Here is a 23,943-nt window from a genome sequence, read left to right on the forward strand (position 1 = left end):
NAGAACGGGGCGACGACGGTGATGCGTTTGGCGCTCGCCCGCTTGAGGGCGTCCACCATGATCAGTTGCTCCATCAGCCAGGTGTTCACCGGAGCGCCGTGCGCCTGAAGCACGAAGGCGTCGCAGCCGCGGACGGACTCCTCGAACCGGACGAAGATCTCGCCGCTGGCGAACTCGTACGCGCTCGTGGGGACCGGCTCCACCTCGAGCGCTCGGGCGACCTCGGCCGTGAGCTCGGGGTGGGAGCGTCCCGCGAAGAGCATCAGGTTCCGACGGTTCTCGGTCTGGTATCCCACCGGTTTCTCCTCAGGGCGTTGCTGGCGGCGCTGACAGGCGGCCGTGACAGGGACGGTTGCGGACGTGGGACCGTTGCGGAGCCGCCGGCGGCCGGGGCCGGCGGCGGGCCGTGGGACGGGGCACCCGGGACCGGGCGGTGCTCGTCGTCTGCCGGGACCGGGGTAACGACGCCGCCTGGCCAGGTGGGACCTGCCCGCTCCGGCCGGGCGGCGGCCTGGGCCGGGGGCGGGCGAAACCGAGCGATCCNAGATCAGCGCACCTCTGGCCAAACCTCTCCCACGTTCGACCTGTGGCGGGACAAATGCCAGCGAATTGCGGGGCCAGGGAATCGGCTGTGCCTCAACTCACGTTCCCGGCCGGCGCTGGGTGGACTCCCGCCCGGCCTGGGCGGCCTGGGCGGCTCGGGCCGCCGCGCTGTCCGGTCGGCGCCGCAACACCCAGTCGACGATGGTGCGCTGCCGCCCCTCCCGGACCGCCAGCGCGCCGGGCGGGACGTCCTCGCGGATGACGGAGCCGGCACCGGTGTAGGCGCCGTCCCCGACGGTGACCGGGGCCACCAGCATCGTGTCACTGCCGATCCGGACATCCGAGCCGATCACCGTGCGGTGCTTGGCCACGCCGTCGTAGTTCACGAACACGGTGGTGCAACCGATGTTGGTCCGCTCGCCGATCACCGCGTCGCCGACGTAGGCGAGGTGCGGGACCTTCGTCTCCGCGCCGATGTCGGCGGCCTTGGTCTCGACGAAGGCGCCGATCCGGCCGCTCCGGCCGAGCCGGGTCCCGGGGCGCAGGTGCGCGAAGGGGCCGACGGCGGCACCCGGGCCCACCTCGGCGCCCTCCAGCACGGAGCGGGTCACCCGGGCGCCCGCGGCGACGACCGTGTTGACGAGGGTGCAGTCCGGGCCGACCTCCGCGCCGGCGGCGATGCTCGTGGCCCCGCGCAGGTGCGTGTTCGGCCAGATCGTCGTGTCGGGCTCCAGCACGACGCCGGCGTCGATCCAGGTCGAGGCCGGGTCGACGATCGTGGTTCCGGCGAGCATGGCGGCGGTGACGATGCGGTCGCGCAGCACGAGCCCGGCCTCGCCGAGCTGCCTGCGGTCGTTGACGCCGGCCGCCTCGGCCGCGTCCGCCAGCACGTGCGCGCCCACCGGCAGGCCGTCGGTGACCAGGAGACCGACCACGTCGGTGAGGTACTCCTCGCCCTGGGCGTTCTCGGTGGTGAGCCGCTTCAGCGCGCCGCGCAGCAGCTCGACGTCGAACACGTACACGCCGGTGTTGATCTCGTTGATCGCGGCCGTGGTCGCGTCCGCGTCACGCTGCTCGACGATCTCGCGCACCTCGCCGCCGGGGCCGCGCACGATCCGGCCATAGCCGGTGGGGTCGGCCACCGCGGCGGTCAGCACGGTGGCCGCGGCCCCGCTCGCCTGGTGCCGGTCGACGAGGGCGGCGACCGCCGCACTGGTCAACAGCGGGACGTCACCCGGCAGCACCACCGCGGCCGCGTCCGGCGGGAGGTCACCGAGGGCGCCGAGCGCCGCTCGCACGGCATGCCCGGTGCCGCCCTGATGCTCCTGCACGGCCGTGGCGACGTGCGGGGCACGCTCGGCCAGCATGGCCGTCACCTGCTCCCGCCCATGACCGACCACCACGACGACCCGCTCGGGCCGGACCGGCTCGGCCGCGGCGAGCACGTGTTCCAGCAGGGTGCGGCCGGCGAGCGGGTGCAGGACCTTCGGCAGCCTGGAACGCATTCGCCGGCCTTCGCCCGCCGCCAGAACGATGACAGCGGCCGGACGTGGCTGAGTCACACGAGCTCCCGCGATCTCGACGGACCGGACTGCGTTGCGATCTAACTCCGCGACGTGCGATGGACGATCCGCCGTCAAGCACCGACGCGGGTTCGCCCGGCCGGCTCGCGGCGGGTGAGGCAACGCCCGCAAGCCTACCGAGGCAGCACTCTACCAATGCCGCGCGGGCTCCACGGCGGGATCGTGGGTTCGTGTGCGGGTGGGTCCCGGAAATCAAAAACACTGTTGCCGGACACTCGATGAAATCCGGTGTCAGGCGCGTCGGAATATTCGCGTTCCCCGTGGGCTCCGCCGCCACGACTCGAACGTGGACTAAGAGAACCAAAATCTCCTGTGCTGCCTATTACACTACGGCGGACCGAGGGGGAATGCGGACCGCGGGGAAAACGCCGGTCAGTCCCGGCGCTACTCTACCATCGGGCCGGCTGTCGGAAGATATGTTCGCGTTCCGCGGTGGGCGCGGCGTGGGCCGAAGCGGGCGGGTCGAAGAAGTTGGGCCGAAGCAGTTGGGCGGGGTCACCGGTCGTGGGCTCTCGCCGTGGGCGCGGGCGGGGCCGTCCCGGGCGGAGCGGCGGGGCCGCCGGCATCGCCCGGGCTGGCACCGCCCGCGCGGGCACCGCCCGCGCTCTCCTCGCGCCCTTCGCGGCCCGGAGTCTCGCTTGGCCTCGGTCGGGTGTCCGACCCGTTGCCGGCTGCCGCGAGCCGGTGGTCCGTGCTGATGCCCGGGGTGGGGGCCAGGGGCAAGGGGCCCGACCCGATCACCATGGTGCTGCCTGCTGCCTGCTGCCTGCTGCCTGCTGCCTGCTGCCTGCTGCCTGCTGCCTGCTGTCGGTAGGCCCGGTTGTCGTCGTCGGTCGGGCTGTTGCCCTCGATGTGTCCCGATGTCGTCGGTCCAGGTGGGCATCGGGAGGGCGCCCGGAGGGGCGAAGGCGACAATCCCGTCACCGCTGGTGTCGGGGCCCGCGCCACGGGGAACCTGTGATCGGGGGCGTGGTGAACCTGCGATCAGGTCTTGCGTGATCCGCCGCCCGCTCCGGACCGGCCGGCCCGGCCGGCACGGCCCGTTTGCGTGGCGGACGCCGCGATTGGGGCCGGTTGTCAGCCAAGCGGGCTAACGTGACGACCAGAGGGTCGGCAGTGAGCGGCCCACCGCGACGGACGGGATGAAGCAATGACCGCTACCGACACGGTGAAAGCCACCGAAACCGGGCGTCAGGGCGGGCCTGCCGCTGACAGTGACCAGGAGGTCGCAGGCGTCCGCGCGGGCGCGGCGGCGACACCGGCCGCGAGTCACACCGTAGCGCCGCCTTCGGCCGCCCGTGCGCGCGGTGAACAGATCGTGCTGCTCGCGACGATCCTGATTCCCTTCGCGGCGCTGGTCGCGGCCGTTCCCCTGCTGTGGGGCCGCTGGATCTCCTGGCGCGACGTGATATTGGNGGCCGTGATGTACGCGATCACCGGTCACGGCATCACCATCGGATTCCACCGCTATTTCACCCACCGGGGATTCAAGACCTCCCGGCCGGTGCGGGCCGCGTTGGCGATCGCCGGAAACATGGCCATCGAGGGGCCGGTGATCCGCTGGGTCGCTGACCACCGGCGGCACCACGCCTTCAGCGACGCCGACGGCGACCCGCACTCGCCGTGGCGCTACGGAACCGGGCCGGCCGCGCTCGCGCGGGGTCTGTGGCACTCGCACATCGGGTGGCTTTTCGAGGTCGAGCAGACCGACCAGCGCCGTTACGCCCCCGACCTCCTGGACGATCCCATGATCGTCCGGATCAGTCGCTCCTTCGCCCTCTGCGCCTTCGTCAGCCTGGCCCTGCCTGCCGTGGTCGGCGGGCTGTGGGGTGGCTCGTTCGAGGCCGCCGTGCAGGCGTTCTTCTGGGCCTCGCTGGTGCGGGTGGCGCTGTTGCACCACGTGACCTGGTCGGTGAACAGCATCTGCCATGTCATGGGCGCCCGGCCCTACCGCTCCCGGGACCACTCCGGCAACGTCTGGTCGCTGGCGCTGCTTTCCATGGGCGAGTCCTGGCACAACCTGCACCACGCCGAGCCCACCTCGGCCCGGCACGGCGTCCGCCCCTGGCAGATCGACACCAGCTTCTACGGCATCAAGCTGATGGAGACCTTGCGGCTGGTGTGGGACGTCCGCTGGCCCGACCCGGAGCGGCTGGCCAGCAAGCGCGCCTGACGGCCGCTCCGGGGCGTCGTCAGGAGCCCTCGATCCGGGCTGCCAGCGCCAGCCACTGTTCCTCGGTGGTGTCCTTCTGCGTCGTGACGGCCTGCAGCTCGGTGTTCAGNGAGATGATCCGCCGGTGGTCGGTGGCTGCCTCGGCCAGCGCGGCGTGCAGCTCCGACTCCTGGCGCTCCAGCTTCTCGAGCGCGCGCTCCAGGCGGGCCAGCTCCTTCCGGGCCACACGCAGCTCTCCGGAGCTCAGCGCCGGGCGTGCCGTGGCTGGCGCGCCGGTCCCCTTCCGCCCGTCGGTGGCCCCGCCGCCGGCCCCGTTCGCCGTCCCCGGTGACGGGGCGCCCGCGGCGGCGGACTCGGCGGCCTCCCGCCGGGCCAGGTACTCCTCCACCCCACCCGGCAGCATGGTGATCTTCCCGTCGCCGAGCAGCGCCAGCACCGTGTCGCAGGTCCGTTCCAGGAAGTAGCGGTCGTGGCTGACTACGACCAGCGTGCCCGGCCAGGAGTCCAGCAGGTCCTCCAGCGCCGTCAGCGTGTCGGTGTCGAGATCGTTGGTGGGCTCGTCCAGGAGCAGCACGTTCGGCCGCTCCATCAGCAGGCGCAGCAGCTGGAGGCGGCGGCGCTCGCCGCCGGACAGGTCACGCACCCGCGTCCACTGCCGGCCGGACGGCAGCCCGAACTGCTCCAGCATCTGCCCGGCGGTCCGCTCCCGGCCGCGTTCGACGGTGAGCACCCGGGCGACCTCCTCGACCGCCTCCAGCGCCCGCAGCTCGCCCGGAAGCTCCGCGACCTCCTGCGACAGCGTCGCCACGCGCACGCTCGCCCCGGCCCGGACCCGCCCGGAGCGTGGCTGAAGCTGCCCGGTGAGCAGGCGCAGCAGCGACGTCTTCCCGGCGCCGTTGACGCCGACCAGCCCGATCCGGTCGCCGGGCCCCAGCCGCCAGGTCACGTCGCGCAGCAGCTCGCGGTCGCCGACGACCAGATCGACGTCCTCGACGTCGTAGACATCCTTGCCGAGGCGGGAGGCGGCGAAGGTGCGCAGCTGGAGACTGTCGCGGGCGGGCGGCTCGTCGGCGATGAGCGCGTTCGCGGCATCGATGCGGAAGCGGGGCTTGCTGGTGCGGGCCGGCGGGCCGCGGCGCAGCCAGGCCAGCTCCTTGCGCAGCAGGTTCTGCCGCCGCGCCTCGGTCACGTCGGCGCGCCGGGAGCGTTCCGCCCGGGCCAGGACGTAGGCGGAGTAGCCGCCCTCGTAGGCGTCGATCCGCCCGTCGACGACCTCCCAGACACGGTCGCACGCCTCGTCGAGGAACCACCGGTCGTGGGTGGCCACGAGCAGGGCACCCCGCCGGGAGCCGAGATGGCGCGCCAGCCAGGCGACCCCCTCCACGTCCAGGTGGTTCGTGGGCTCGTCGAGGATCAGCAGGTCCAGCTCACGGACCAGCAGGCGGGCCAGGGCCACCCGGCGGCGCTCGCCGCCGGACATGGTGGCCGTGGGCTCGTCCAGCCGGTCGCGCAGCCCGAGCCCGGTGAGCACCGCCCGCTGGCGCGGGTCGGCCGCCCACACGTGGTCGGCGACGTCGCCGACGACGGCGGAGCGGACGGTGCCGGGTGGAAGGTCATCCGCCTGCGACAGGGCGCCGATCCGGGTGCCGCCGGCGTGGACGACTCGGCCGGAGTCGGGCGCGGCCGCACCGGAGACGATGCGCAGCAGCGTCGACTTCCCGGCTCCGTTGCGGCCGACCACGCCGACCCGTTCGCCGGTGCCGAGCCCGAGGCTCACCCCGTCAAGCAGGGTGCGCGTGCCGTGCGCGGCCGAGACGGTCTCCAGGGAGACCACGACCGAGCTCACAACAGCACCCCCATCGGGACGGTCGGCAGCCGGGTCACGCGGGTACGGACGGAGTGCGGACCTGGGCGCCGGCGACCGGGCCGTGAGCGCGCCGCACCGCGCGGGCGACCCCCATGCCCGCCAGGCTCGCCGCGAGCGAGACGCTGGCCGCGGCGTCCCGGGCCAGGAACGCGCAGGTCGGCCCGGAGCCGCTCACGATCGCCCCGATCGCGCCGAGCTCGATCCCGCTTTCCAGCACCCGACGCAGCGACGGGCGAAGGCGCAGCGCGGCCGGCTGGAGGTCGTTGACCAGGGCGGCACCGAGCTCCTCCGGGTCGCCGCCGCGCAGCGCGGCCAACACCGCGTCGGCGGAGGTCGGCCCGGTCCGGAGCCGGCCCTCGGCGAGCCGGTCGAACTCGGCGTAGACGGCGGGTGTCGACAGCCCGCCATCGGCCAGCGCGAACACCCAGTGGTACTCACCGCGGGCGAGGACGTCGGTGAGCTGCTCGCCGCGGCCGGTGCCGAGCGCCGTCCCACCGGTGAGCGGGAAGGGGACGTCGCTGCCCAGCCGGGAGGCAAGCTCCACCAGGGTCTCGCGGTCCAGGCCGGTGCCCCACAGCGCGTCGCAGGCGACCAGGGCCGCGGCGGCGTCCGCGCTGCCACCCGCCATGCCCGCGGCGACCGGGATGCCCTTCGACAGGGACAGGTGGACCGCTTCGCCGCGGACCCCGGCGGCCTCGGCCACCAGGTAGGCGGCGCGGACAGCCAGGTTGTCCCGACCCGTCGGAACCACCGAGATCGAGGCGTCGGCGGCTCCGTCCGCCTGGCCCGCCCCGCCGGACCCGTCGGGATCCGCGGCGGCGGAAGCCGGCCGGGCACCCTCGCCGGCGACCCCGACGGTGACCGCGATCGGGTCGTCGTCGGTGAAGACCGGGCCGGAGCCGTCCGGCCCGGCGAGGGACTCGGGTGGCACCGAGGTCGCGGTGATCTCGTCGTAGAGCGAGACGGCCTGCAGGATCGTCGTTACTTCGTGGTACCCGTCGCTGCGCAGCGGGCCCACACCGAGGTGCAGGTTGACCTTGGCGGGAGCGCGCACGGTGACGGCGGACTGGGCGTTGCCGGGTTCGGCGGTGCGTCGACCCGGATTCGATCGAGGCAGCGGACGCTCCTTGGCTCAGGCGTCGCTCGCGGCGAGCGCGCGGGCAGGGCCGGTGGCGGTCACCAGGGCCCGCGCTCAACTTATCGGTCCGGACGTCCCGTCGGCTCCGCGCGCCGGTGGGCGAATGAGGCTGGTCCGGGCGGGTACCCCGTCGACAGCACAGCACTGCGGGACAGTCCCGACCCGGTCGGGGGGTGCCTGGCGGCATCCGCGGCTGTCTGGCGGCGCCGGTCGGGCCGGCCGGGCCGGTCGGCTGGACGAGAGGAACCGTGACGCGGAAGGAAGAGCGATGACGACCACCACTCGGACCCAGGGCGCACCAACGGACGCGGCGCAGACGGGGCTGGGCGAGACCTGGACCGGGCACGGGCAGTCGGCGTCCCAGCGGGGCCGGCCAGGTGAAGACCAGCAGAACGGGACCAGCCAGGGCACCTCCGGGCGTTCGGGTGCCCCCGCCCGGCGTTCGTCCACCGAACTGGTGACGGCGCAGGGCCGGACCTCGATCGCGGACTCCGTGGTCCGCAAGATCGCCGGCGTGGCGACGCGAGAGGTCTCCGGAGTACACGAGCTCGGCACCGGCGGCAGCCGCGCGGTAGGCACCTTCAAGTCGCGGCTGCCGGGCACCAGCCCGAGTGTCTCGCAGGGCGTGACAGTCGAGGTGGGGGAGCGGCAGGCGGCTGTCGACCTCGACGTGGTCTGTGAGTACGGAGTTTCCATCGTCGATCTCTCCCAGGCCGTGCGGCGCAACGTCGTCGACTCGATCGAGCAGATGACCGGTCTTGAGGTCACCGAGGTCAACATCGCCGTGGACGACATCTACATCGGCGACGACGAGTCCGGGCAGACCGCGCCGCGGGTGCAGTGAGCGCCGCGGCCCCCCGGCCTGGCTGGCCCGCGGATCCGGCGGCGATCGCGCGGAAGGTGCTCGCCTGCCCCGACGTCGTGCGCCTGGTCGCTCGCCCGAGCGTCCTCGCCGGCCCGGCCCGGGCCGGGTGCGCCGGAACCGCTGCGTCGGCTGGGACTGCTGTGTCGGCTGGGACTGCTGTGTCGGCTGGGACTGCTGTGTCGGCTGGGACTGCTGTGTCGGCTGGGACTGATGGGGCCGCCGTGCCTGCTGAGACTTCGGTGGGCGCGCCCCCCGGCTACGGCGAGGGAGGCACCAGGGGCCACGACGGCACGGGCACTGTGGCCGCGTTCCAGGAACTGGTCAGCTACGCCGGAGGCCGGCGGATCGAGGGAGTGCGGCTGCGGTCGGACGCCGTCGTCGTCGGTGTGGTCGGCCGCTTCGGCCCTACCATGACCGAGCTGGCCGGGCAGGTCCGCGCGGCGGTCCTCAGCGCCGCGCCGGGGGCCCCGCGGGTCGACGTCCTGATCGATGATCTGGACGTCGACGTGCCGGCCTGGGCCGGTGTCACCTGACCAGCCCGGCCGAGCCTCCCGCCGCCGGGCGCCGGGCGCTGTGGCCGGGAACGCTGTCGCCGGGAACGCGGTCGCCGGGAGCGCGGCGGCCGGGGCGCGGGCAAGGGCCGCTCGTCGGCGGTTCGTGCTGGCGAACCATCCCGACCGCGGAGGCGACCCGGCCGCCTTCGCCCGGGGGCTGCGCGCGTTCGACATCCCGGCCCGCGCCCCGGCCGGCGTCCCGCGCGGTGCCACGGCGACGAACGCCAAGGGGACGACGAACGCGCCGCCGGTGACCTTTTACCGCCGGCGAGGCCCACTGCACCGGGCCCTGAACTGGAAGGTCCTGGCCACTCGGCTGAGACTGGGATTCGCAGCGGCCCGGCGCCACCCGGCGCGGCGGGGCCGCTCGTCGGTTGGCCCTCCGCCCGGAGGTGTGTCCGCCCGGCGGCATGGCGGGAGCGCCGTGCCGCGGTCGGGTCCGCAGCCCGGGCCGGTGAGCCGGTGAGGGAGGTGCCTGGATGCGATCAGGTGCGCTCGGGCTCGTTGCCGGGCTGGTCGCGGGGCTCGCGCTCGCGTTCGGTGGGTTCGGCGAGTTCCTCATCGTGCTGCTCTTCGGTGCGATCGGGCTGGTTGTCGGCAAGATCGTGGATGGTGACATCGACCTGAGCCGGTTCGACCGCGGTCGCTGGCGGTCGGCGTCCGAACGGGACGGATCCGGCGGCTTCGCCGGTGGCGAGCGCCGTCGGTGGCGGTCGTGAGGCGTGAGCGTGGCGATCGTGAGCAGTGAACGGCCGGCCGGAGCCGGCCGGGAGCGCGAGCGCCAGGCGGGATCCGTGCGGGTGGCCGAACGGGTGGTCGCGAAGATCGCCGCGATTGCGGCCGCCGACATCGAGGGCGTGGGTGCGCCACCGCCACGCCTGCTCAGCCGCGCCGGCGGGTCGAGCGGGCGGAGTGGGCTGCGCCGGCGCCTGGGCTCGCCTCGTCGGGAGGGTCGTCCGCGGCGCGGGCGGTGGCCGGCCGACCGGGTGACCGACTCCTCCGCCGCCCGTCCTGGTCGCTGGCCCGAGGTGACGGCCCAGGTCGTGGACGGCGCGGCCCGGGTGTCGCTGACGCTGTCGGTGGCGTATCCGGCTCCGGTCGCGCGGACCACCGAGGCCGTCCGAAGCCGGGTGAGTGAGCGGGTCGCCGCGCTGGCCGGGCTACCGGTCGCCCGCATCGACATCAGGATCCTGACGCTTTGTGACGAAGGCGCCGCGCGCGTCCGCTGAACGTCGACGGCGGCGCGCGCTCCGCTGAGCCCGCTGAACCCGGTGAGCCGGCCGCCGGTCCGACCGCGAGGGCGGACCGGGGCGGGAGGGAGGCACGATGCGGCCCGGAAACCGCGTACCCGCGGCCCTCGTGGCAGCGGTACTCGCCGCCGCCGGCGTGGTGGCGGTGGTGGAGATCATCGCTGCGGCCGTCGGGCGCGGTCCGGTGATCGTCGACTGGCCGTCCTGGTCGCGCCACCTGGCAGCCTGGACGTGGTCGTCCGGTGCGGCCCGCTTCTCCGGGGTGNTGATCGCCCTCGCGGGGCTGGGCCTGCTGCTCGGCTCCCAGCTCGGCGGGCGGTCGCGGTTCCGGGCCCGCCCGACCGTGGCCGGATCGGCAGTGTTCGTGTCCCAGCGGGCACTCGCCCGCGCGCTGCGATCGGCGGCGCTGTCCGTCGACGGGATCGCGGCGGTTTCGGTGCGGGTCCGGCGCCGCCGTGCCGTGGTCCGTCCCCGCTTGCGGGCGCGGGTGTCCTACGGCGCGATACCGCAGCTCAAGGCCGCCCTCAGTCGTTCGTTGGACGGGTTCGACCTGCTTCGGCCCCCCCGCATCGTGATCGAGCCGACGGCAGCGCGGCGCCGCGGCCGACGCCGCCACCGCGCGGTTGCGCGGATCCCGGCAGCTGCTGGCGCCGCGGGGCCGCCCACCCCGGCCGCGGGCACCCCGCGGTCCGGCGCCATGCAGTCGGGCTGGGGGGCGTCGGCGGCTCGTCCGGTCGCCGGTCGTCCGGTCGCCGGTCGTGCGGTCGCCGGTCGTGCGGCCACTGGGCAACCGGCGGGTGGGCAACCGGCGGGTGGGCGTTCGGCGGGTGAGCGTTCGGCGAGCGGCGGGGGCCGCTCGCGGGAGCGGATCAGGCAGGGGAACGCGGCTGGTCAGGAGGGCCGGCGGTGAGCCGCGGCAGGCGGGTGGCGAGTAGCCGGGCCAGCGCGTCGCGGCGCGGTCGGGTTTCGGTGGTGGAGCGCTGGAACCGGTGGTTGTTGCGGTTCCTGGGGCTGTTTCTGGTCGGCGTCGGTGTGGTCGTTCTGTTGGCCGGTTTTGAAGTTTTCGGCACGTCACTCGCCGACCGGCCGGTACTCGACGCGGATGCCGGATCCTTCGCGGCCGAGCACGGCTGGTTCTGGCCGGCCGTGGGCACCGCGGCCGGCCTGATGGCGCTAGGCTCGCTCGGCTGGTTGGCCGCCCAGCTGCGGAGTGGTCGCCTGCGTGGTCTCTACGTGATTGACGACGCGGTCGGCGGGGTCCGTCTCGACGCCGCGGCACTCACCGACGCCGTGGCGGACGACCTGGTCCGCAACCCGGTTGTCCGAACCGCCCGGGTGGCGATGCTGGGCCGGCCGCGCCACCCCGTGCTGCGGATGTCCGTCGAGGCCCAGGAGGATGCCGATGCCCGCGCGGTCCGCTCCGACGTCGAGCGGCGGGTGCTGCCGCGGGCCCGGCGCGCGCTGGGCCGCCCGGATCTGGCCGCCGAGATCGAGATCGGGGTGTATGCGGGCGCCCCGGCACGGGTGCGCTGAATCCGCCGCCCCGACGGCTTTGTAGCCTTGCGTGGGTGGTGAGGTACCACACGTCGTGCCGGTCCGGGGGCGACACGACACCTGTCAGGTGTTGACAGTGAAGCTTCCGGTACTGTTGAGGACCGCGTCCGTCGCGATCCCGCCCGCCGGCCCTGACCCCTCACCGCGCAGGTGAGTCGCAGGAGCCGAGTTCACATTCTCGAAAGGATGAGCGCCCCCATGTCCGAGGTCCGCATCGCCGCGGAGCCGCGCACCGAGTTCGGGAAGGGCGGGGCTCGTCGCACCCGCCGGGCCGGCAAGGTCCCGGCTGTTCTCTACGGTCACGGCCAGCCGCCGCGCCACATCGCGCTGCCCGCCCACGATCTGCTGCACGCATTCAAGACCGACGCCGGCACCAACGTCCTGCTGACGCTGGAGCTGGCCGGCCGTACGGAGCTGGCACTCCCGAAGGAGGTCCAGCGCCACCCGATCCGCGGTAGCTACGAGCATCTCGACCTCGTGCTGGTGAACCGCGGTGAGCACGTCTCCGTTGAGATCTCCGTGATCCTCACCGGTGAGGCCCACCCCGACACGTTTGTCGACCAGCAGGTCACCGCGATCGCGGTGAAGGCCGACGCGACGTCGCTGCCGGCCCCGATCGAGGTGGACATCACCGGCCTGGAGCCGGGGCACGGCATCTCGGCTTCGCAGCTTGAGCTGCCGCGTGGTGTCGAGCTGGAGGCCGACCCCGAGCTGATCATCGTCCAGGGCCTGGCGAAGAAGACCGCAGCCCAGGCCGCGGCCGATCTCGGTGAGACGCCCGAGGCCGGCGAGGGCGCCGGGGCCACCGAAGCCGCTGCTTCGGCCTGAGTGTTTCGGCGAGCCGCGTGGACGTTCCTGTCAGTGACGGGCCGTGGCTCGCCGTAGGCCTCGGCAACCCGGGGCCGGGCTATGCGGGAAACCGGCACAACGTCGGTTTCATGGTGGTGGACCTGCTGGCCGAGCGCACCGGCGCTCGGCTGCGGTCCCACCGCTCCCGGGCGGACGTCGACCAGGTGCGGCTGGCCGGGCAGCCGGCGGTGCTTGCCAGGCCCCGGACGTTCATGAACGTCTCGGGGCCGCCGGTGGCGGCACTCCGGGCCTTCTACAAGGTTGACTTCTCCCGGCTGATCGTCGTGCACGACGAGCTGGACATCCCGTTCGGGGCCATCCGGCTCAAGCGCGGCGGCGGGGACAACGGTCACAACGGGCTGCGGTCGATCACATCGTCGCTGGGCTCACGTGACTATCTGCGGGTGCGGGTCGGTATCGGCCGCCCGCCNGGCCGGATGGATCCGGCCGACTTCGTGCTGCGTGACTTCAGCACCGTGGAGCGCAAGGAGCTCCCGCTGCTCATCGACAGGGCCGCTGACGCCGTCGAGTCGCTGCTGACCGAGGAACTCGCCGCGGTGCAGAACCGCTTCCACGCCGGCTGACCACGGTAACGCCGGCTCACCACGGTAGGTTGGGCCTGGTGCGGCGCCCCGGGCGGCCATGGCGTGGTGTCCTGGCAGCAGACGTCCGGGCAGAGCAGGCGCCCCGGCAGGCACAGCCCTGGCGGCCCTGACAGATCTGTGGCGGCCACGAGGCCCTGGCCCGGTCGGGAGATCGGCGTGACCTGGGCTCCCGGCCGGGAGGAGTGTGCGAGTCCGTGACGGGTAAGCGGGGACGGGCCACGGCCAGTCGCGCCGGGAACGCCGGGAACGCCTGGAACGCCGGGAAGACCGGGAACGACTGGAAGACCGGGGACGTCGGTGCCAACCAGGGCCGGCGATGCTCGCGCTGACGCCGGGCCGCCCTGTCGCGGGTGAGGCCTACACCGTGGTCGCNCTGGGCGCGCACGCTGACGACGTGGAGATCGGCGCCGGCGGCACGATCGCCCAGATGATCGCCGCGCATCCCGGCACGATGGTCCACTGGGTGGTCTTCTCCGGCAGCGGTGAGCGCGGCTCCGAGGCCGAGGTGAGTGCCCGCGAGCTGCTCGGAGCGTCCCTCGGCTCGCTGCACCTGCACGAGGTGCGGGACGGGTTCCTCCCCCGCGAGTGGAGCGGGGTGAAGGAGATGCTGCTCCAGATCTCCCGCCAGGTGACGCCGGACATCGTCTTCGCCCCCGCCCTCGGCGATGCCCATCAGGACCATCGCATGCTTGCCGAACTGGCCTGGCAGGCGTTCCGGGGAGCGCTGATCCTCGGCTACGAGATCCCCAAGTGGGAGGGCGACCGCGGCACGCCCAACCTTTACGTCCCGGTGCCCGAGCCGGCGGTGGCAGCCAAGGTCGAACACCTGCAGCGGCATTTCCGCAGCCAGCATGACCGCGTCTGGTTCGACGAGGAGACCTTCCGGGCCACGATGCGGCTGCGGGGCGTGGAGTGCGGCAGCCGCTACGCCGAGGCCTTCGACGCGCGCAAGCTGACGCTGGTCTGGTAGTTCCGCGCGGTTGATCCCGCGCGCCGACCGGTTGATCCGCGGATCCCGCGGCGCTCCTACTCGGCTGAGGCGTGGTCGGCGGCCGGCTGGTCAGCCTGGCCCGACAGCATGCCCCGGATGCGGCCGATGAGCGTCGCGTGGTCGAGCTCCCGCAGGACGAACTCGCGACCCGCGGTGCCGATCTCCGCCGCCAGCCACGGGTTCTCCAGCAGGCCGCAGACCGCGTCGGCGAACGCGCCCGGGTCCTCGGCGACGAGCAGATGCCTGCCCGCGCGCCAGCCCAGACCACGGCTGCCCGTCGGGGTGCTGACCACCGGCGTGCCCGCGGACATCGCCTCGATCGCCTTGATGTTGACCCCGGAGCCGGAGCGCATCGGGTTCACCGAGACCGCGGCCCCGGCGACATAGCCGAGAACACTCGGGACGTCCGTGTGCAGCTCGACGCCGTCGAAGCCGCCGAGCCACTCGGCCAGCCCGTCCTCGGGGCGCCGGCCGACCACCCGCAGCACCGCCGCCGGGTGCCGCATGCGGATCGTGGGCCAGCAGCCGCCGAGGAACCACCGCAGCGCTTCGATGTTCGTCGGGGTGTCCAGCGAGCCGACGAAGACGAGCCCCTCCGGAGCCCGCTCGACGTTCGCGAGCCCGCCGGCCACCAGCGCGCCGGCGACGGTGTTCGCGGGCAGGAACGGCGGCAGATGGAACGTGGGGACACTGGCCCGTGCCCGGCGCCACTCGTGGTCCTCGACGGAGATGTCCGCGATGGCGTTCACCAGCGGCGAGTGGTGCATCTCCTGCTCGGCGAGCCGCAGCCGGTGGTACTCCAGCTCGTAGGCGACCGCCCGGGGGCCGGTGGAACTACGGGCCAGCACCCGGAAGAACTCCGAGTCGATGTTGTGCGCGCGCACGAGATGCGGCAGCCGCCACAGGCGCGCGATCTCCTCGCCCAGATGCGACGTCCGGCAGCTGTAGCTGATGACCGAGTCGGCGCGGGGAGGGGTGTGCCGCAACGCCCGGCGCAGCGGCCCCACCGGGCGCGAGGCGTGGATGAACGGCCGCGGTGACAGGTGTGCCAGCGGGCTGTCGTCGCGGGGTAGCTGGATGACGGCCGCACCGGGGACCGCCGCCTCGTAGGCGGCGATGTCCAGCTCGGTACGGGAGGGCACCAGGACCTGCATCCGGATGCCGGCCGCAGAGGCCGCGGTGAGGAAGCTGAAGGTCTCGACCCGCCCACCGGCGTCGGCGGGCAGGAAGGGCTCCTCGACAACCACGATCCAGCGCTCGGAGTCGCTCACGCCAGAACTGTAGCCCCGTGGGCCGACGGACCGGCCGCGCGGTCGGCGGAGGGGACACCGCGGGCAGCCGGCGCCGGGTGCATTCGTCGTAACCCGTGCCGCCTGTGGTCTCTCCGTGGTCGCGCCGGCCGGTGGTCTCGTCACACTCCGGTGCCCACGGGCTCATGCCGGGCTGGCACCCACACCGGGAACGAGCCGGTGAACCGGGCGGATACAGGATTCGTTTCCAGCTGATTGCGGGCCGGGAAAACCGACTCGGGCAGGTGGGCGACCGGCCCGGCCCGACCTGGCACCGAAGTGCTGCCGGACCAGCGGTCGCGCCCCGGACCGGGCGGGCACGCGGCGGAGCCGGCGGTAACAACGCCCGGGCCCTCTCTGCGGTCCCGCAAGGGCACCGCTACGGTAATGCCATGACAGGAGCTCGTGCGTTCGGTAAGGGCGTCGCGATCGCGGCACTCGGCGCGACCGCCGTGTACGGTCACGTTCTGTATCCTGCCTATATCGGGCATCGCAGTCGTGGGCTCACGCCGTCACAGCCCGAGGATCCGGAGATCTGGCCGGGGCTGAGCGTTGTGGTCTCCGCCTACCGTGAGGCCGCCGTCATCGGCGCGAAGCTCGACGAGCTGATCGGCACGGACTACCCCGGGCAGATGGAGATCATCGTCGTCGCCGACGACGCGGAGACGGCCGCCGCCGCCCGCCGTCCCGGAGTGCGGGTCCTGTCCTCCGGAGAGCGGCTGGGCAAGGCCCGGGCGGTCAACCGCGGGGTCGCTGCCGCCAGCAACGACGTGGTCGTGCTCACCGACGCCAACGCCGTGCTCGCACCGCACGCGCTGCGGGCCGCCGCGCGTCACTTCGCCGACGAGACCGTCGGGGCGGTCGCCGGTGAGAAGCAGGTCGACGACCCGGCAGGTGCCCAGGGCTTCTACTGGAAGTTCGAGTCCTGGCTCAAGCAGTGCGAGTCCGCCACCGGCGCCACCATCGGAGTCGTGGGCGAGATGCTCGCCTTTCGGCGCAAGGCGTTCCGCCCGTTGCCCGGCGACACCGCCGTCGACGACGCCTGGCTGGCGCTCGACATCCTGGAAAGTGGTCTGCGGGTCGTCTACGAGCCCGAGGCGTACTCCATCGAGACCTCGGCACCGGACTACTCGGCCGAGTGGGAGCGCCGCACCCGCATCGTCGCGGGCAACCTCGACATGCTCTGGCGGCGCCGCTCGGCGCTGGTGCCCGGCGCGCTGCCGGTGACGTCCCAGCTGTGGGGGCACCGGCTCGTCCGGTCCTCGTTCGGCCCGATGGCCCATGTCGCGCTGGTGGCGCTCAGCGTGCCGGCCGCGCGGCACAGCTGGGCCGCGCGGGTCTTCCTGGTCGGCAACGCGGCCGGGGCCGCCAGCGCCGGAGTACTCATGAAGGGCGGCACGCCGCCCGGCCCGAGCCGGCTGGTGGCGCAGGTGTTCTTCCTGCAGGCGGTCGCGCTCGGGGGAGTCCGCCGCTTCCTGGCGCACGACCGCCCCGCGGTCTGGCCGAAGCCCGAGCGGCAGGCCCCCGCGGCCCCGGAGGCGTCTCCGACGCAGCTTCCGGCTGCGGCTGGCCCCGCGACCACGCAGACCTCGAGGGCGAGCTGAACAGGAGCGATCCCGTGTCGGACAATGATTCTGCCCTGGGCGGCACGCCCGAGGCGGCCCTGGAGCAGGAGCCCGCGGCGTCCGCGGTGTCCGTACCCGAGGCCCGCGCCTCGGTGGCGCCCAGCACGCGGCCCGTCGCGGCCGGCTGGTCGTTCGAGCTGTTGCTGGTGAGCTTCCACAGCCGCGACCAGCTTGAGCAGATGCTCGCCACGTTGCCCGTCGACCTGCCCCTGGTGGTCGTCGACANCGCCAAGGGCGCGGACCGTGTCGACGAGCTGGTCGCCGCCAGGCCGAACGGCCGGTACATCGACTCCGGCGGCGGCAAGGGCTTCGCGAAGGCCTCGAACATGGGCATGCGGTCGTCCGCCTACGACTACGTGGTGCTGGGTAATCCGGACAGCCGCCCGACCGTCGAGGTCATGCAGGCCCTCGTCGACGATCTGGAGCGCGACCCCGAGCTGGTCGTCAGCGCGGCGACGATGCAGGGCACCGACGGGCGGCCAGAGCTGGGGAACGGCGGCTGGGAGCCGACACCCCGCCGGGTCCTCATGCACGTACTGGGCGCGCACAAGGTCGCGCCGGAGTCGGCGCTGTTCGCCCGCCCGACCCCCAACCGGCCGATGAACCCCGAGTGGCTGACCGGCGCCTGCATGGCCGTGCGCCGCGGGGCGTTCCTCGACCTCGGCGGCTTCGACGAGACGTTCTTCGTCTACAACGAGGACATGGCACTGGGCCGGGCGATCCGGGAGGCGGGGCTGCGCCAGCAGCTGCGCACCGACCTGCTCGTCCCGCACGGCGCGGGTGGGTCCGGTGCCGGCAAGACCTGGATGCTCCAGATGCGCGGTGCCTCGATGGTCCGCTACCTGCGCAAGCACAACGCCCCCGCGCGGGTGAACGTCATGCGTTCCATGCTGGTCGCGGGATACGCGGGCCGCACGGTTCTCTCCCGGGCCCGCGGTCGGAAGGCCACGGCGGACGAGCACGCCGCATACATCAAGGGCCTGCTGGTCGGTCCGCCGCCTCGCTGACCACCGCCCGGCGCCCCCGCGTACTCAGCGGGGGGTGTGCCAGTCGCGGGTGTCGACGGGAGCCTCCGCCCCACCGCTCTCCCGCTGGACGGGTCGTGCCTGCCGGACCGGTCGGGGTGACGAGACCGGTCGGGGTGAGGAGACCGGACGCGGTGCCGGTCGTGGTGAGGAGACCGGTCGGGGTGGCGAGGCCGGCGGCGGTGGCGGCGAGCCCGGTCGGGTGGACGCCGCGGGCCAGCCGGGCTGCGCGGGAGGCCAGGCGGGCCGACAGGTCTGCGCGGGCTGGGCGCTCCACCGCGCCGCCGCGGTCGCCGTGGCCGTGGCCATGGTGGCCGGGGCGATGTCCTCCGGCGGGGCCCGCCGGAGCCTGCGTCGCCGCAGCATCGCCGCGAACCTGGCGCCGGCCACGACATGCGCGAGCGCGCCGAGCAGCGCGCCTTCCACGACGGCCAGGCCGAGCATGAGGATCCAGACCTCGGCGGAAGGTCCGTCAGAGCTGCGCGGGATCACCGGCGCGACCACGTCGTCCACCCGCGGCCGCGCGCTGTCGGCCGTCGCGTCCGCGCTCGGGGCCCGCGGGGCGAGCAGCGGGCTGGCGGCGACGAGGGGCAGCCTGGCGGTCAGCGCCGCCACCGGGTCCACCAGGCCGAAGCCGTACTGGTCGTCGTGCCCCAGGGGGCCCATGTCGACCGCGGTGCGGATCAGCCGGTTGACCACGTTGGGCGCGTCGAGCTCCGGCATCGCCGCGCGGACGAGTGCCGCCACGCCCGCGACGATCGCGGCGGAGTTGCTGGTGCCGCCGCCGGTGTCGAGCCCGTCGCTGGAGACCCGTTCCGGTACCGGAGCCCGGATACCCGGCCCGGGAGCCGCCAGCATGGCCTCAGGGCCGCGCACCGAGCCGCCCCAGAACAGGCCCCGGTAGTCCGAACCGGTCACGGCGATCACTCCGGGAACGTTCGCCGGTGAGCCCACCGCGGTGTCGCCGGGTTCGGCGTTGCCGGCCGAGGCGATGACGACGACGTCGTGCGCCAGCGCGTAGCTGACGGCGCGCTCCTCGGCGGGGGTCGCCCGCCCGGCTGAGCCGAGCGACATGCTGATCACGTCGGCGCCGCGGTCCACCGCGATCCGGATGGCCCGGGCGACCTCCTCGGAGTCCGCCTCGACGCCGGTGGAGATCGGCAGGATCTTCGCCTTCGGGGCGACTCCCCAGACGGCCGGGTCCCCGACATCGGCACGGGCCGCGATGATGCCGGCCATCGCCGTGCCGTGACCGTCGGGATCGTCGTCGCGCATCCCGTCCGGCGCCGCGTCCGGGCCGATGCCGGCACCGGTCACCAACTGGCCGCGCAGCTTGGGGTGGGTGGAGTCCACACCGCCGTCGATGACCGCCACGACGGTGCCGTCGCCGAGAGTGATCCGGTGCGCGTCCGCGAGTCGCAGGCTCTCGTGGTACCACTGCTGATCGTCGGCGGTGAGACCACGGGACATGAGCCCGCTGTCCGTCAGCCCGCCCGAGGTGAGCCCGCCTGAGGTGAGCCCGCCTGAGGTGAGCCCGCCGGCTGGGGACGGGGTGCCGCTGGCCACCGCGGCCAGGGCGGCGGGTACGGGCGTCGTCAACGGCATCAGCACGGCCAGCGCAACCGCGACCCGGGCCAGGAACAACGGCCCGCCTCGCCGAGGGTGGAGGGCTCCGCCCCGGTGACCTGTCACCCGACCTGCCTTATGACGCTCCGCAGCGCGGACCAGGGGCGGCGCGGCATGTCCCGAGCGCGACACGCCTGCGAACAGGGACACACCGTGTCCGCAGCCGAGCTTTCCACATCCTGGACGTTGTGCGGCCGTTTGTCCGTGAGTCGACAGGCCCCCCGTTCGGGCCCGACGCATGTCGGGGTCGGCGCATGGCGCACGTCACACTTCGGTCGTGTCCCGACCTGTCGACTGTTTGCGCACAGTGGCGGTCGCCAGACGGACAGAAACATGCCGGGGCGTCGGCAACGCCCCGTCGAACCACCTCGGTACCTNCTGGGATCGGAACGTTGGGCCGCGTGTGGATTCCGCGTGCCGTTGTCGAGATCGGGAGGATTCGCGGATGAAGGTGCTCGTCACCGGCACGGAAGGCTATCTGGGCTGCCTGCTGGCACCGGAGCTGCTGCGGGATGGTCACGAGGTGGTCGGCGTGGACACCGGCTACTACAAGTACGGCTGGCTCTACCGTGGCACCGACCGCGCTCCGTACACGATCGACAAGGATTTGCGGAACCTCACCGTCGAGGACTTCGAAGGCGTCGACGCCGTCGTGCACATGGCGGAGCTGTCCAACGACCCGCTCGGCGCGCTCGCGCCCGATGTCACCTACAAGGTGAACCACCAGGGGTCCCTCCGGCTGGCGAAGCTCGCCAAGCAGGCCGGCGTGGAGCGCTTCGTCTACATGTCGTCCTGCAGCGTCTACGGGGTCGCGGCCGGCGCGGACGTCACGGAGGAGTCTCCGGTCAACCCGCAGACCCCGTACGCGGAGTGCAAGGTCTATGTCGAGCGGGACGTCTCGCCGCTCGCGGACGACACGTTCTCGCCGACGTTCATGCGCAACGCGACGGCCTACGGCGCCTCGCCGCGGATGCGTTTCGACATCGTGCTGAACAACCTCGCCGGGGTTGCCTGGACCACCGGTGAGATCGCTATGACGTCGGACGGCACCCCGTGGCGCCCGCTGGTGCACGGCCTGGACATCGCGAAGGCGATCCGGTGCGTTCTCGCCGCACCGCGGGACGTCGTCCACAACCAGATCTTCAACGTGGGTGACAGCGCGCAGAACTACCAGGTGAAGGAGATCGCGGACGCGGTCGCCTCGGTCTTCACCGGCTGCCGGCTGAGCTTCGGGGACAACGCCGGGGACAACCGCAGCTACCGCGTCTCGTTCGAGAAGATCGCCACGCAGCTCCCCGGGTTCGCCTGCGACTGGGACGCCCACCGCGGCGCGAAGCAGCTGCACGAGGTCTTCAGCCGCATCCAGCTCGACAACGAGACGTTCACCGGCCGCGGCCACACCCGCCTCAAGCAGCTGCAGTACCTGATCGGCACGGGGCAGGTGGACGCAGAGCTGTTCTGGACCGCCTGATGATCCTGGCGCCCACGGCGATCGACGGCGTGACGGTGGTGGACGTCGAGGCGTTCACCGACGCCCGCGGCCTGTTCGCGCGCACCTTCTGCGCCGAGGAGTTCGCCGCCGCGGGGCTGGAGGTCGCCGTCGCCCAGTGCAGCGTTGCCTACAACCGGCTCGCCGGCACGGTGCGCGGCCTGCACTGGGCGGGGGAGCCGGTCCGCGAGACCAAGCTGGTCCGGTGCACCCGCGGCGCGCTGTTGGACGTCGTCGTCGACCCCAGGCCGGACTCGCCGACCTACCTGCGGCACGTTTCGGTCGAGCTGACGGCCGACAACCACCGGGCGCTGTTCATCGCGGCCGGGCTCGCGCACGGCTACCAGACGCTGGTGGATGACACCGAGGCCACGTACCAGATGAACGTGCCGTTCACTCCGGGGCACGACCGTGGTCTCCGTTTCGACGACCCGCGACTCGGCATCGCCTGGCCGCTGCCCGTCTCGGAGATCTCGGACAAGGACCGCGGCTGGCCGCTGCTGCCCGCTGTGCCGAGCGAACAGACCGCGACGGCACGGTAGGCCGGTCGCCTGTCGTGCCGGGCGCGGCGCGGCAGGCGACGACCCGGGCTCGGCGTGCTTGCGTCAGGTCAACTCCATGCGTGTGTGACACTCAAGTCACGGGATAGGCGCCTGCTGTGGGTCCATCCGGGGCAGAAGCCGGGCGAAGCGGCGAAAGCGGTGGGAACCGGTACCCGGGCTGGTCACCCACAGCGCTGAGTAGCGTGGAGGTGGTCCGGAGGCGGCTGGGTGGGCGTTCATGGCGCGGCCCGGTGATCGGGTTGTTCGTCCGCCTGTAACGGGGATCTGCTCGGATGTCCCTGCCGGGTGGTCCGGCCGTGGCCGGTACAGCCGGCGGTGGCCGATCCGCGCCGAGTTGTCACCATCATCGTCGTCACCATGCCGAACGGGGTCGGCCCGAATCGGCCGCAGCCTTCGAACCGCCGCTTACTGGTCACCGCTCGCTGGTCACCTCGAACAGGGGAACGTATGTCATCCGCAAGCGAAGCAGAGGGAGCTCCGGCCGCGGGGCTCGCCGCCCCGGTCACCGCCTGCAGATCGTGTGACGGGCCCGCTCCGCGGGCCTTCCTGTCGCTGGGTGCCACACCTGTCGCGAACCGGCTGGTGAAGGCCGACTCGCTCGGGGCGGCGGACCCGTCCTTCCCGCTCGAGGTCGGCTTCTGCGAGCAGTGCGCGCTGGTCCAGCTCACCCACGTGCTCCCCGCGGACGAGATCTTCGACGCCGACTACCCGTACTTCTCCTCGTTCTCGGACACGCTCGTCCGGCACTCGGAGAAGCACGTGATCGACCTGATCGCGAGCCGCGGCCTCGGGCCCGACAGTCTGGTCGTCGAGGTCGCCAGCAACGACGGCTACCTGCTGAAGGCGTTCGTCGAGCGGGGCATCCCGGTGCTGGGCATCGAGCCGACGCCGGGCCCGGCGGCCGCCGCCCGCGCGGCGGGCGTGCCCACCCGCGAGGCGTTCTTCGGCGCCGAGCTGGCCCGGACGCTCGTCGCCGAGGGCCTGAAGGCGGACGTCATCATCGCGAACAACGTGATGGCCCACGTCCCCGACCTCAACAGCTTCGTCGAGGGTTTCTCGATCCTCCTGAAGGACGACGGCATCATCGACGTCGAGAACCCGGGCGTCGGGGGGCTGCTCGCCAACAACGAGTTCGACACCGTCTACCACGAGCACTTCTGCTACTTCTCCACGATCGCGGTGGACGCCCTCATGCGCCGGCACGGGCTGGCGCTGGTCGGCGTCGACGAGTTCGCCGAACTGCACGGCGGGACGCTGCGCTGGCGGATGCAGCACCAGGCGGCGGCCGTGCCGGCGGAGTCGGTGGCGGCGGTCCTCGGCGCCGAGCGCTCCGCCGGCCTCGGGACGTTCGAGCGGTACGCCAGCTTCGGCGACGACGTCCGGGCGCTGCAGGCCGAGCTGGCCGAGCTGCTGCGCTCGCTGCGGGCACAGGGGAGGACCATCGCGGCCTACGGAGCCGCCGCGAAGGGCGCCACCCTGCTGAACTCGACCGGCCTCGACAACTCGCTGATCGATTTCGTGGTCGACCGCAACACCCACAAACAGGGCAAGTACCTCCCCGGAGCGCGGATACCCATCCTCGACCCGGCTGTGCTGCTGGAGCGGCAGCCTGACTACCTGCTGCTGCTGGCGTGGAACGTCAAGAAGGAGATCATGTCGCAGCAGGAGGAGTACGCGGCCCGGGGCGGGCACTTCATCGTTCCCGTGCCCCGACCGGTAGTGCTCTAGGAGCGGTAACCCACGAGACGATGAGGTCTGTTTCGGCAGCCGGGCGGCTGCGTCGCGCACCCCGTGGCCCGGGCGTCCTGTGCGCCCCGGGTGGACCGGGGTGTTCGGCGTGACCGACATCGGCACGGAAACGCGGGCGGGAAGCGGGGAGGACGAGCCCTACCTCGAGCGCCCGCGCCCGCCCGAGGGCCAGCAGGGCGATGCCGGCGCGACGCAGTACATGCCACGCGCGCCGCGCATCCGTGGGCGGGAAGCTCCCACGCCCGACTCCGACCCGTCGTCCGACGGCCGCGGCACGGGCGGGAAACCGCCGGCTTTCGGGGGCGGGCCCGGCGGACCGCCCTCACCGGGCTTCCACGTGGGCACCCCGCTGCCGCGCAGTCCCGTCACCGGCCCCCGCGGCCCCGTGGTCGACCCCCGGTGGTCTGAGGGGCCGTCGTCAGGGCAGCCTCGGCTGCCTGGCACCGTCCCGCCCGCGGGTGGGGTGTCAGCCCCACGGCAGGGCGTGTCCCGCGCGCTGACACCTCCGCCGGGGTGGACAGCCATGCCGCGCAATCCGGTGAGGGACACCCCGCCACCCGGCGCGGTGCCACCTGGAGCGGTGCCTCCTGGCGCGATGCCGCCTG

18 protein-coding genes and 8 pseudogenes are annotated in these 23,943 nt (G+C 73.2%); 19 read left to right on the forward strand and 7 right to left on the reverse strand.

Annotated features, from left to right (window positions below; all coding sequences use genetic code 11):
- Position 1: 1 nt before the first annotated feature.
- A pseudogene (locus UG55_RS36645) lies at positions 2 to 296 on the reverse strand (ribose-phosphate pyrophosphokinase-like domain-containing protein); the annotation flags it as partial.
- A 345-nt stretch (positions 297 to 641) separates the two neighbouring features.
- The gene (gene glmU, locus UG55_RS13830; RefSeq protein WP_083986785.1) at positions 642 to 2,105 is read right to left on the reverse strand and encodes a bifunctional UDP-N-acetylglucosamine diphosphorylase/glucosamine-1-phosphate N-acetyltransferase GlmU; all 1,464 of its coding nucleotides are present in this window, start codon (positions 2,103 to 2,105) and stop codon (positions 642 to 644) included.
- Between the two features lie 1,171 nt (positions 2,106 to 3,276).
- On the opposite strand from glmU, the pseudogene UG55_RS36650 reads away from it, so the two are divergent.
- A pseudogene (locus UG55_RS36650) lies at positions 3,277 to 3,541 on the forward strand (acyl-CoA desaturase); the annotation flags it as partial.
- A gap of 1 nt (position 3,542) precedes the next feature.
- Positions 3,543 to 4,299: pseudogene (locus UG55_RS13840) on the forward strand (acyl-CoA desaturase); the annotation flags it as partial.
- A gap of 19 nt (positions 4,300 to 4,318) precedes the next feature.
- Here the strand turns inward: UG55_RS13840 and UG55_RS47285 are convergent.
- The 3 genes and pseudogenes from UG55_RS47285 to UG55_RS13850 all read right to left on the reverse strand — a co-directional run bounded on the left by UG55_RS47285 (position 4,319) and on the right by UG55_RS13850 (position 7,220).
- Positions 4,319 to 4,408 carry a hypothetical protein gene (locus tag UG55_RS47285; RefSeq protein ID WP_396230905.1) on the reverse strand — a complete coding sequence of 30 codons (90 nt, stop codon included), beginning with the start codon at positions 4,406 to 4,408 and terminating at the stop codon, positions 4,319 to 4,321.
- A 1-nt stretch (position 4,409) separates the two neighbouring features.
- Positions 4,410 to 6,145: pseudogene (locus tag UG55_RS13845) on the reverse strand (ABC-F family ATP-binding cassette domain-containing protein); the annotation flags it as partial.
- Positions 6,146 to 6,179: 34 nt separating this feature from the next.
- The gene (locus tag UG55_RS13850) at positions 6,180 to 7,220 is read right to left on the reverse strand and encodes a 4-(cytidine 5'-diphospho)-2-C-methyl-D-erythritol kinase (RefSeq protein ID WP_396230901.1); all 1,041 of its coding nucleotides are present in this window, start codon (positions 7,218 to 7,220) and stop codon (positions 6,180 to 6,182) included.
- A gap of 352 nt (positions 7,221 to 7,572) precedes the next feature.
- Between UG55_RS13850 and UG55_RS13855 the strand changes: the two genes are divergently transcribed.
- The 11 genes and pseudogenes from UG55_RS13855 to UG55_RS13900 all read left to right on the forward strand — a co-directional run bounded on the left by UG55_RS13855 (position 7,573) and on the right by UG55_RS13900 (position 13,951).
- Entirely contained in the window at positions 7,573 to 8,148 is a 576-nt protein-coding gene (locus tag UG55_RS13855) for an Asp23/Gls24 family envelope stress response protein (protein WP_066068067.1), read from the forward strand.
- A gap of 242 nt (positions 8,149 to 8,390) precedes the next feature.
- Positions 8,391 to 8,702 (forward strand): hypothetical protein, encoded by a 312-nt coding sequence (locus UG55_RS13860; RefSeq protein WP_128422989.1) that lies wholly within the window; start codon positions 8,391 to 8,393, stop codon positions 8,700 to 8,702.
- A 500-nt stretch (positions 8,703 to 9,202) separates the two neighbouring features.
- Positions 9,203 to 9,442, forward strand: coding sequence for a DUF2273 domain-containing protein (locus UG55_RS13870; RefSeq protein WP_066068077.1), 240 nt, complete (start codon positions 9,203 to 9,205; stop codon positions 9,440 to 9,442).
- Between the two features lie 18 nt (positions 9,443 to 9,460).
- Positions 9,461 to 9,952 carry a hypothetical protein gene (locus UG55_RS13875; RefSeq protein ID WP_066068146.1) on the forward strand — a complete coding sequence of 164 codons (492 nt, stop codon included), beginning with the start codon at positions 9,461 to 9,463 and terminating at the stop codon, positions 9,950 to 9,952.
- Positions 9,953 to 10,049: 97 nt separating this feature from the next.
- Positions 10,050 to 10,238 (forward strand): annotated as a pseudogene (locus UG55_RS36655) (hypothetical protein); the annotation flags it as partial.
- Between the two features lie 24 nt (positions 10,239 to 10,262).
- The gene (locus UG55_RS13880) at positions 10,263 to 10,883 is read left to right on the forward strand and encodes a DUF6286 domain-containing protein (RefSeq protein ID WP_396230906.1); all 621 of its coding nucleotides are present in this window, start codon (positions 10,263 to 10,265) and stop codon (positions 10,881 to 10,883) included.
- The gene (locus UG55_RS13885) at positions 10,880 to 11,506 is read left to right on the forward strand and encodes an alkaline shock response membrane anchor protein AmaP (RefSeq protein ID WP_242424299.1); all 627 of its coding nucleotides are present in this window, start codon (positions 10,880 to 10,882) and stop codon (positions 11,504 to 11,506) included. Before UG55_RS13880 ends, UG55_RS13885 begins: the two co-directional genes overlap by 4 nt.
- A gap of 219 nt (positions 11,507 to 11,725) precedes the next feature.
- Positions 11,726 to 12,355 carry a 50S ribosomal protein L25/general stress protein Ctc gene (locus tag UG55_RS13890; protein WP_066068087.1) on the forward strand — a complete coding sequence of 210 codons (630 nt, stop codon included), beginning with the start codon at positions 11,726 to 11,728 and terminating at the stop codon, positions 12,353 to 12,355.
- A 17-nt stretch (positions 12,356 to 12,372) separates the two neighbouring features.
- Positions 12,373 to 12,806, forward strand: a 434-nt coding sequence (gene pth, locus UG55_RS13895; protein ID WP_242424300.1) for an aminoacyl-tRNA hydrolase, incomplete at its 3' end; no start/stop codon positions are given.
- 1 nt (position 12,807) lies between these two features.
- Positions 12,808 to 12,960, forward strand: a pseudogene (locus UG55_RS36660) (aminoacyl-tRNA hydrolase); the annotation flags it as partial.
- A gap of 394 nt (positions 12,961 to 13,354) precedes the next feature.
- Positions 13,355 to 13,951: a PIG-L deacetylase family protein gene (locus UG55_RS13900; protein ID WP_255360479.1), complete on the forward strand. Its 597-nt coding sequence runs from the start codon at positions 13,355 to 13,357 to the stop codon at positions 13,949 to 13,951.
- Between the two features lie 56 nt (positions 13,952 to 14,007).
- Here the strand turns inward: UG55_RS13900 and UG55_RS13905 are convergent, their stop codons facing one another.
- Positions 14,008 to 15,243, reverse strand: a complete 1,236-nt coding sequence (locus tag UG55_RS13905) for a glycosyltransferase (RefSeq protein WP_066068096.1) — start codon at positions 15,241 to 15,243, stop codon at positions 14,008 to 14,010.
- A gap of 410 nt (positions 15,244 to 15,653) precedes the next feature.
- Here UG55_RS13905 and UG55_RS13910 point away from each other — a divergent pair, with 410 nt between their 5' ends.
- The 3 genes and pseudogenes from UG55_RS13910 to UG55_RS13915 all read left to right on the forward strand — a co-directional run.
- Entirely contained in the window at positions 15,654 to 16,865 is a 1,212-nt protein-coding gene (locus UG55_RS13910; protein ID WP_066068100.1) for a glycosyltransferase family 2 protein, read from the forward strand.
- Positions 16,866 to 16,951: 86 nt separating this feature from the next.
- A pseudogene (locus UG55_RS36665) lies at positions 16,952 to 17,111 on the forward strand (glycosyltransferase family 2 protein); the annotation flags it as partial.
- Position 17,112: 1 nt separating this feature from the next.
- A pseudogene (locus UG55_RS13915) lies at positions 17,113 to 17,893 on the forward strand (glycosyltransferase); the annotation flags it as partial.
- A gap of 24 nt (positions 17,894 to 17,917) precedes the next feature.
- Here the strand turns inward: UG55_RS13915 and UG55_RS13920 are convergent.
- Entirely contained in the window at positions 17,918 to 19,555 is a 1,638-nt protein-coding gene (locus tag UG55_RS13920) for a S8 family serine peptidase (RefSeq protein ID WP_313954610.1), read from the reverse strand.
- A 427-nt stretch (positions 19,556 to 19,982) separates the two neighbouring features.
- Between UG55_RS13920 and UG55_RS13925 the strand changes: the two genes are divergently transcribed.
- From UG55_RS13925 to UG55_RS13935, 3 genes are all read left to right on the forward strand, one after another.
- Positions 19,983 to 21,008 carry an NAD(P)-dependent oxidoreductase gene (locus UG55_RS13925; protein ID WP_066068103.1) on the forward strand — a complete coding sequence of 342 codons (1,026 nt, stop codon included), beginning with the start codon at positions 19,983 to 19,985 and terminating at the stop codon, positions 21,006 to 21,008.
- Positions 21,008 to 21,568, forward strand: a complete 561-nt coding sequence (locus tag UG55_RS13930) for a dTDP-4-dehydrorhamnose 3,5-epimerase family protein (protein WP_066068106.1) — start codon at positions 21,008 to 21,010, stop codon at positions 21,566 to 21,568. Before UG55_RS13925 ends, UG55_RS13930 begins: the two co-directional genes overlap by 1 nt.
- Before the next feature lie 468 nt (positions 21,569 to 22,036).
- On the forward strand, positions 22,037 to 23,317 hold the full coding sequence (locus tag UG55_RS13935) for a class I SAM-dependent methyltransferase (protein WP_066068109.1): 1,281 nt from the start codon (positions 22,037 to 22,039) through the stop codon (positions 23,315 to 23,317).
- Positions 23,318 to 23,943 lie beyond the last annotated feature (626 nt).

The sequence above is a fragment of the Frankia sp. EI5c genome (assembly GCF_001636565.1).
In the GTDB taxonomy this organism is placed as follows: domain Bacteria; phylum Actinomycetota; class Actinomycetes; order Frankiales; family Frankiaceae; genus Parafrankia.

Bases quoted from the DNA above. Each gene is read 5' to 3' on its own strand.
- UG55_RS13855 (WP_066068067.1), top strand. From the start codon at position 7,573: ATGACGACCACCACTCGGACCCAGGGCGCACCAACGGACGCGGCGCAG.
- UG55_RS13870 (WP_066068077.1), top strand. From the start codon at position 9,203: ATGCGATCAGGTGCGCTCGGGCTCGTTGCCGGGCTGGTCGCGGGGCTC.
- UG55_RS13890 (WP_066068087.1), top strand. From the start codon at position 11,726: ATGTCCGAGGTCCGCATCGCCGCGGAGCCGCGCACCGAGTTCGGGAAG.
- UG55_RS13910 (WP_066068100.1), top strand. From the start codon at position 15,654: ATGACAGGAGCTCGTGCGTTCGGTAAGGGCGTCGCGATCGCGGCACTC.
- UG55_RS13925 (WP_066068103.1), top strand. From the start codon at position 19,983: ATGAAGGTGCTCGTCACCGGCACGGAAGGCTATCTGGGCTGCCTGCTG.
- UG55_RS13930 (WP_066068106.1), top strand. From the start codon at position 21,008: ATGATCCTGGCGCCCACGGCGATCGACGGCGTGACGGTGGTGGACGTC.
- UG55_RS13935 (WP_066068109.1), top strand. From the start codon at position 22,037: ATGTCATCCGCAAGCGAAGCAGAGGGAGCTCCGGCCGCGGGGCTCGCC.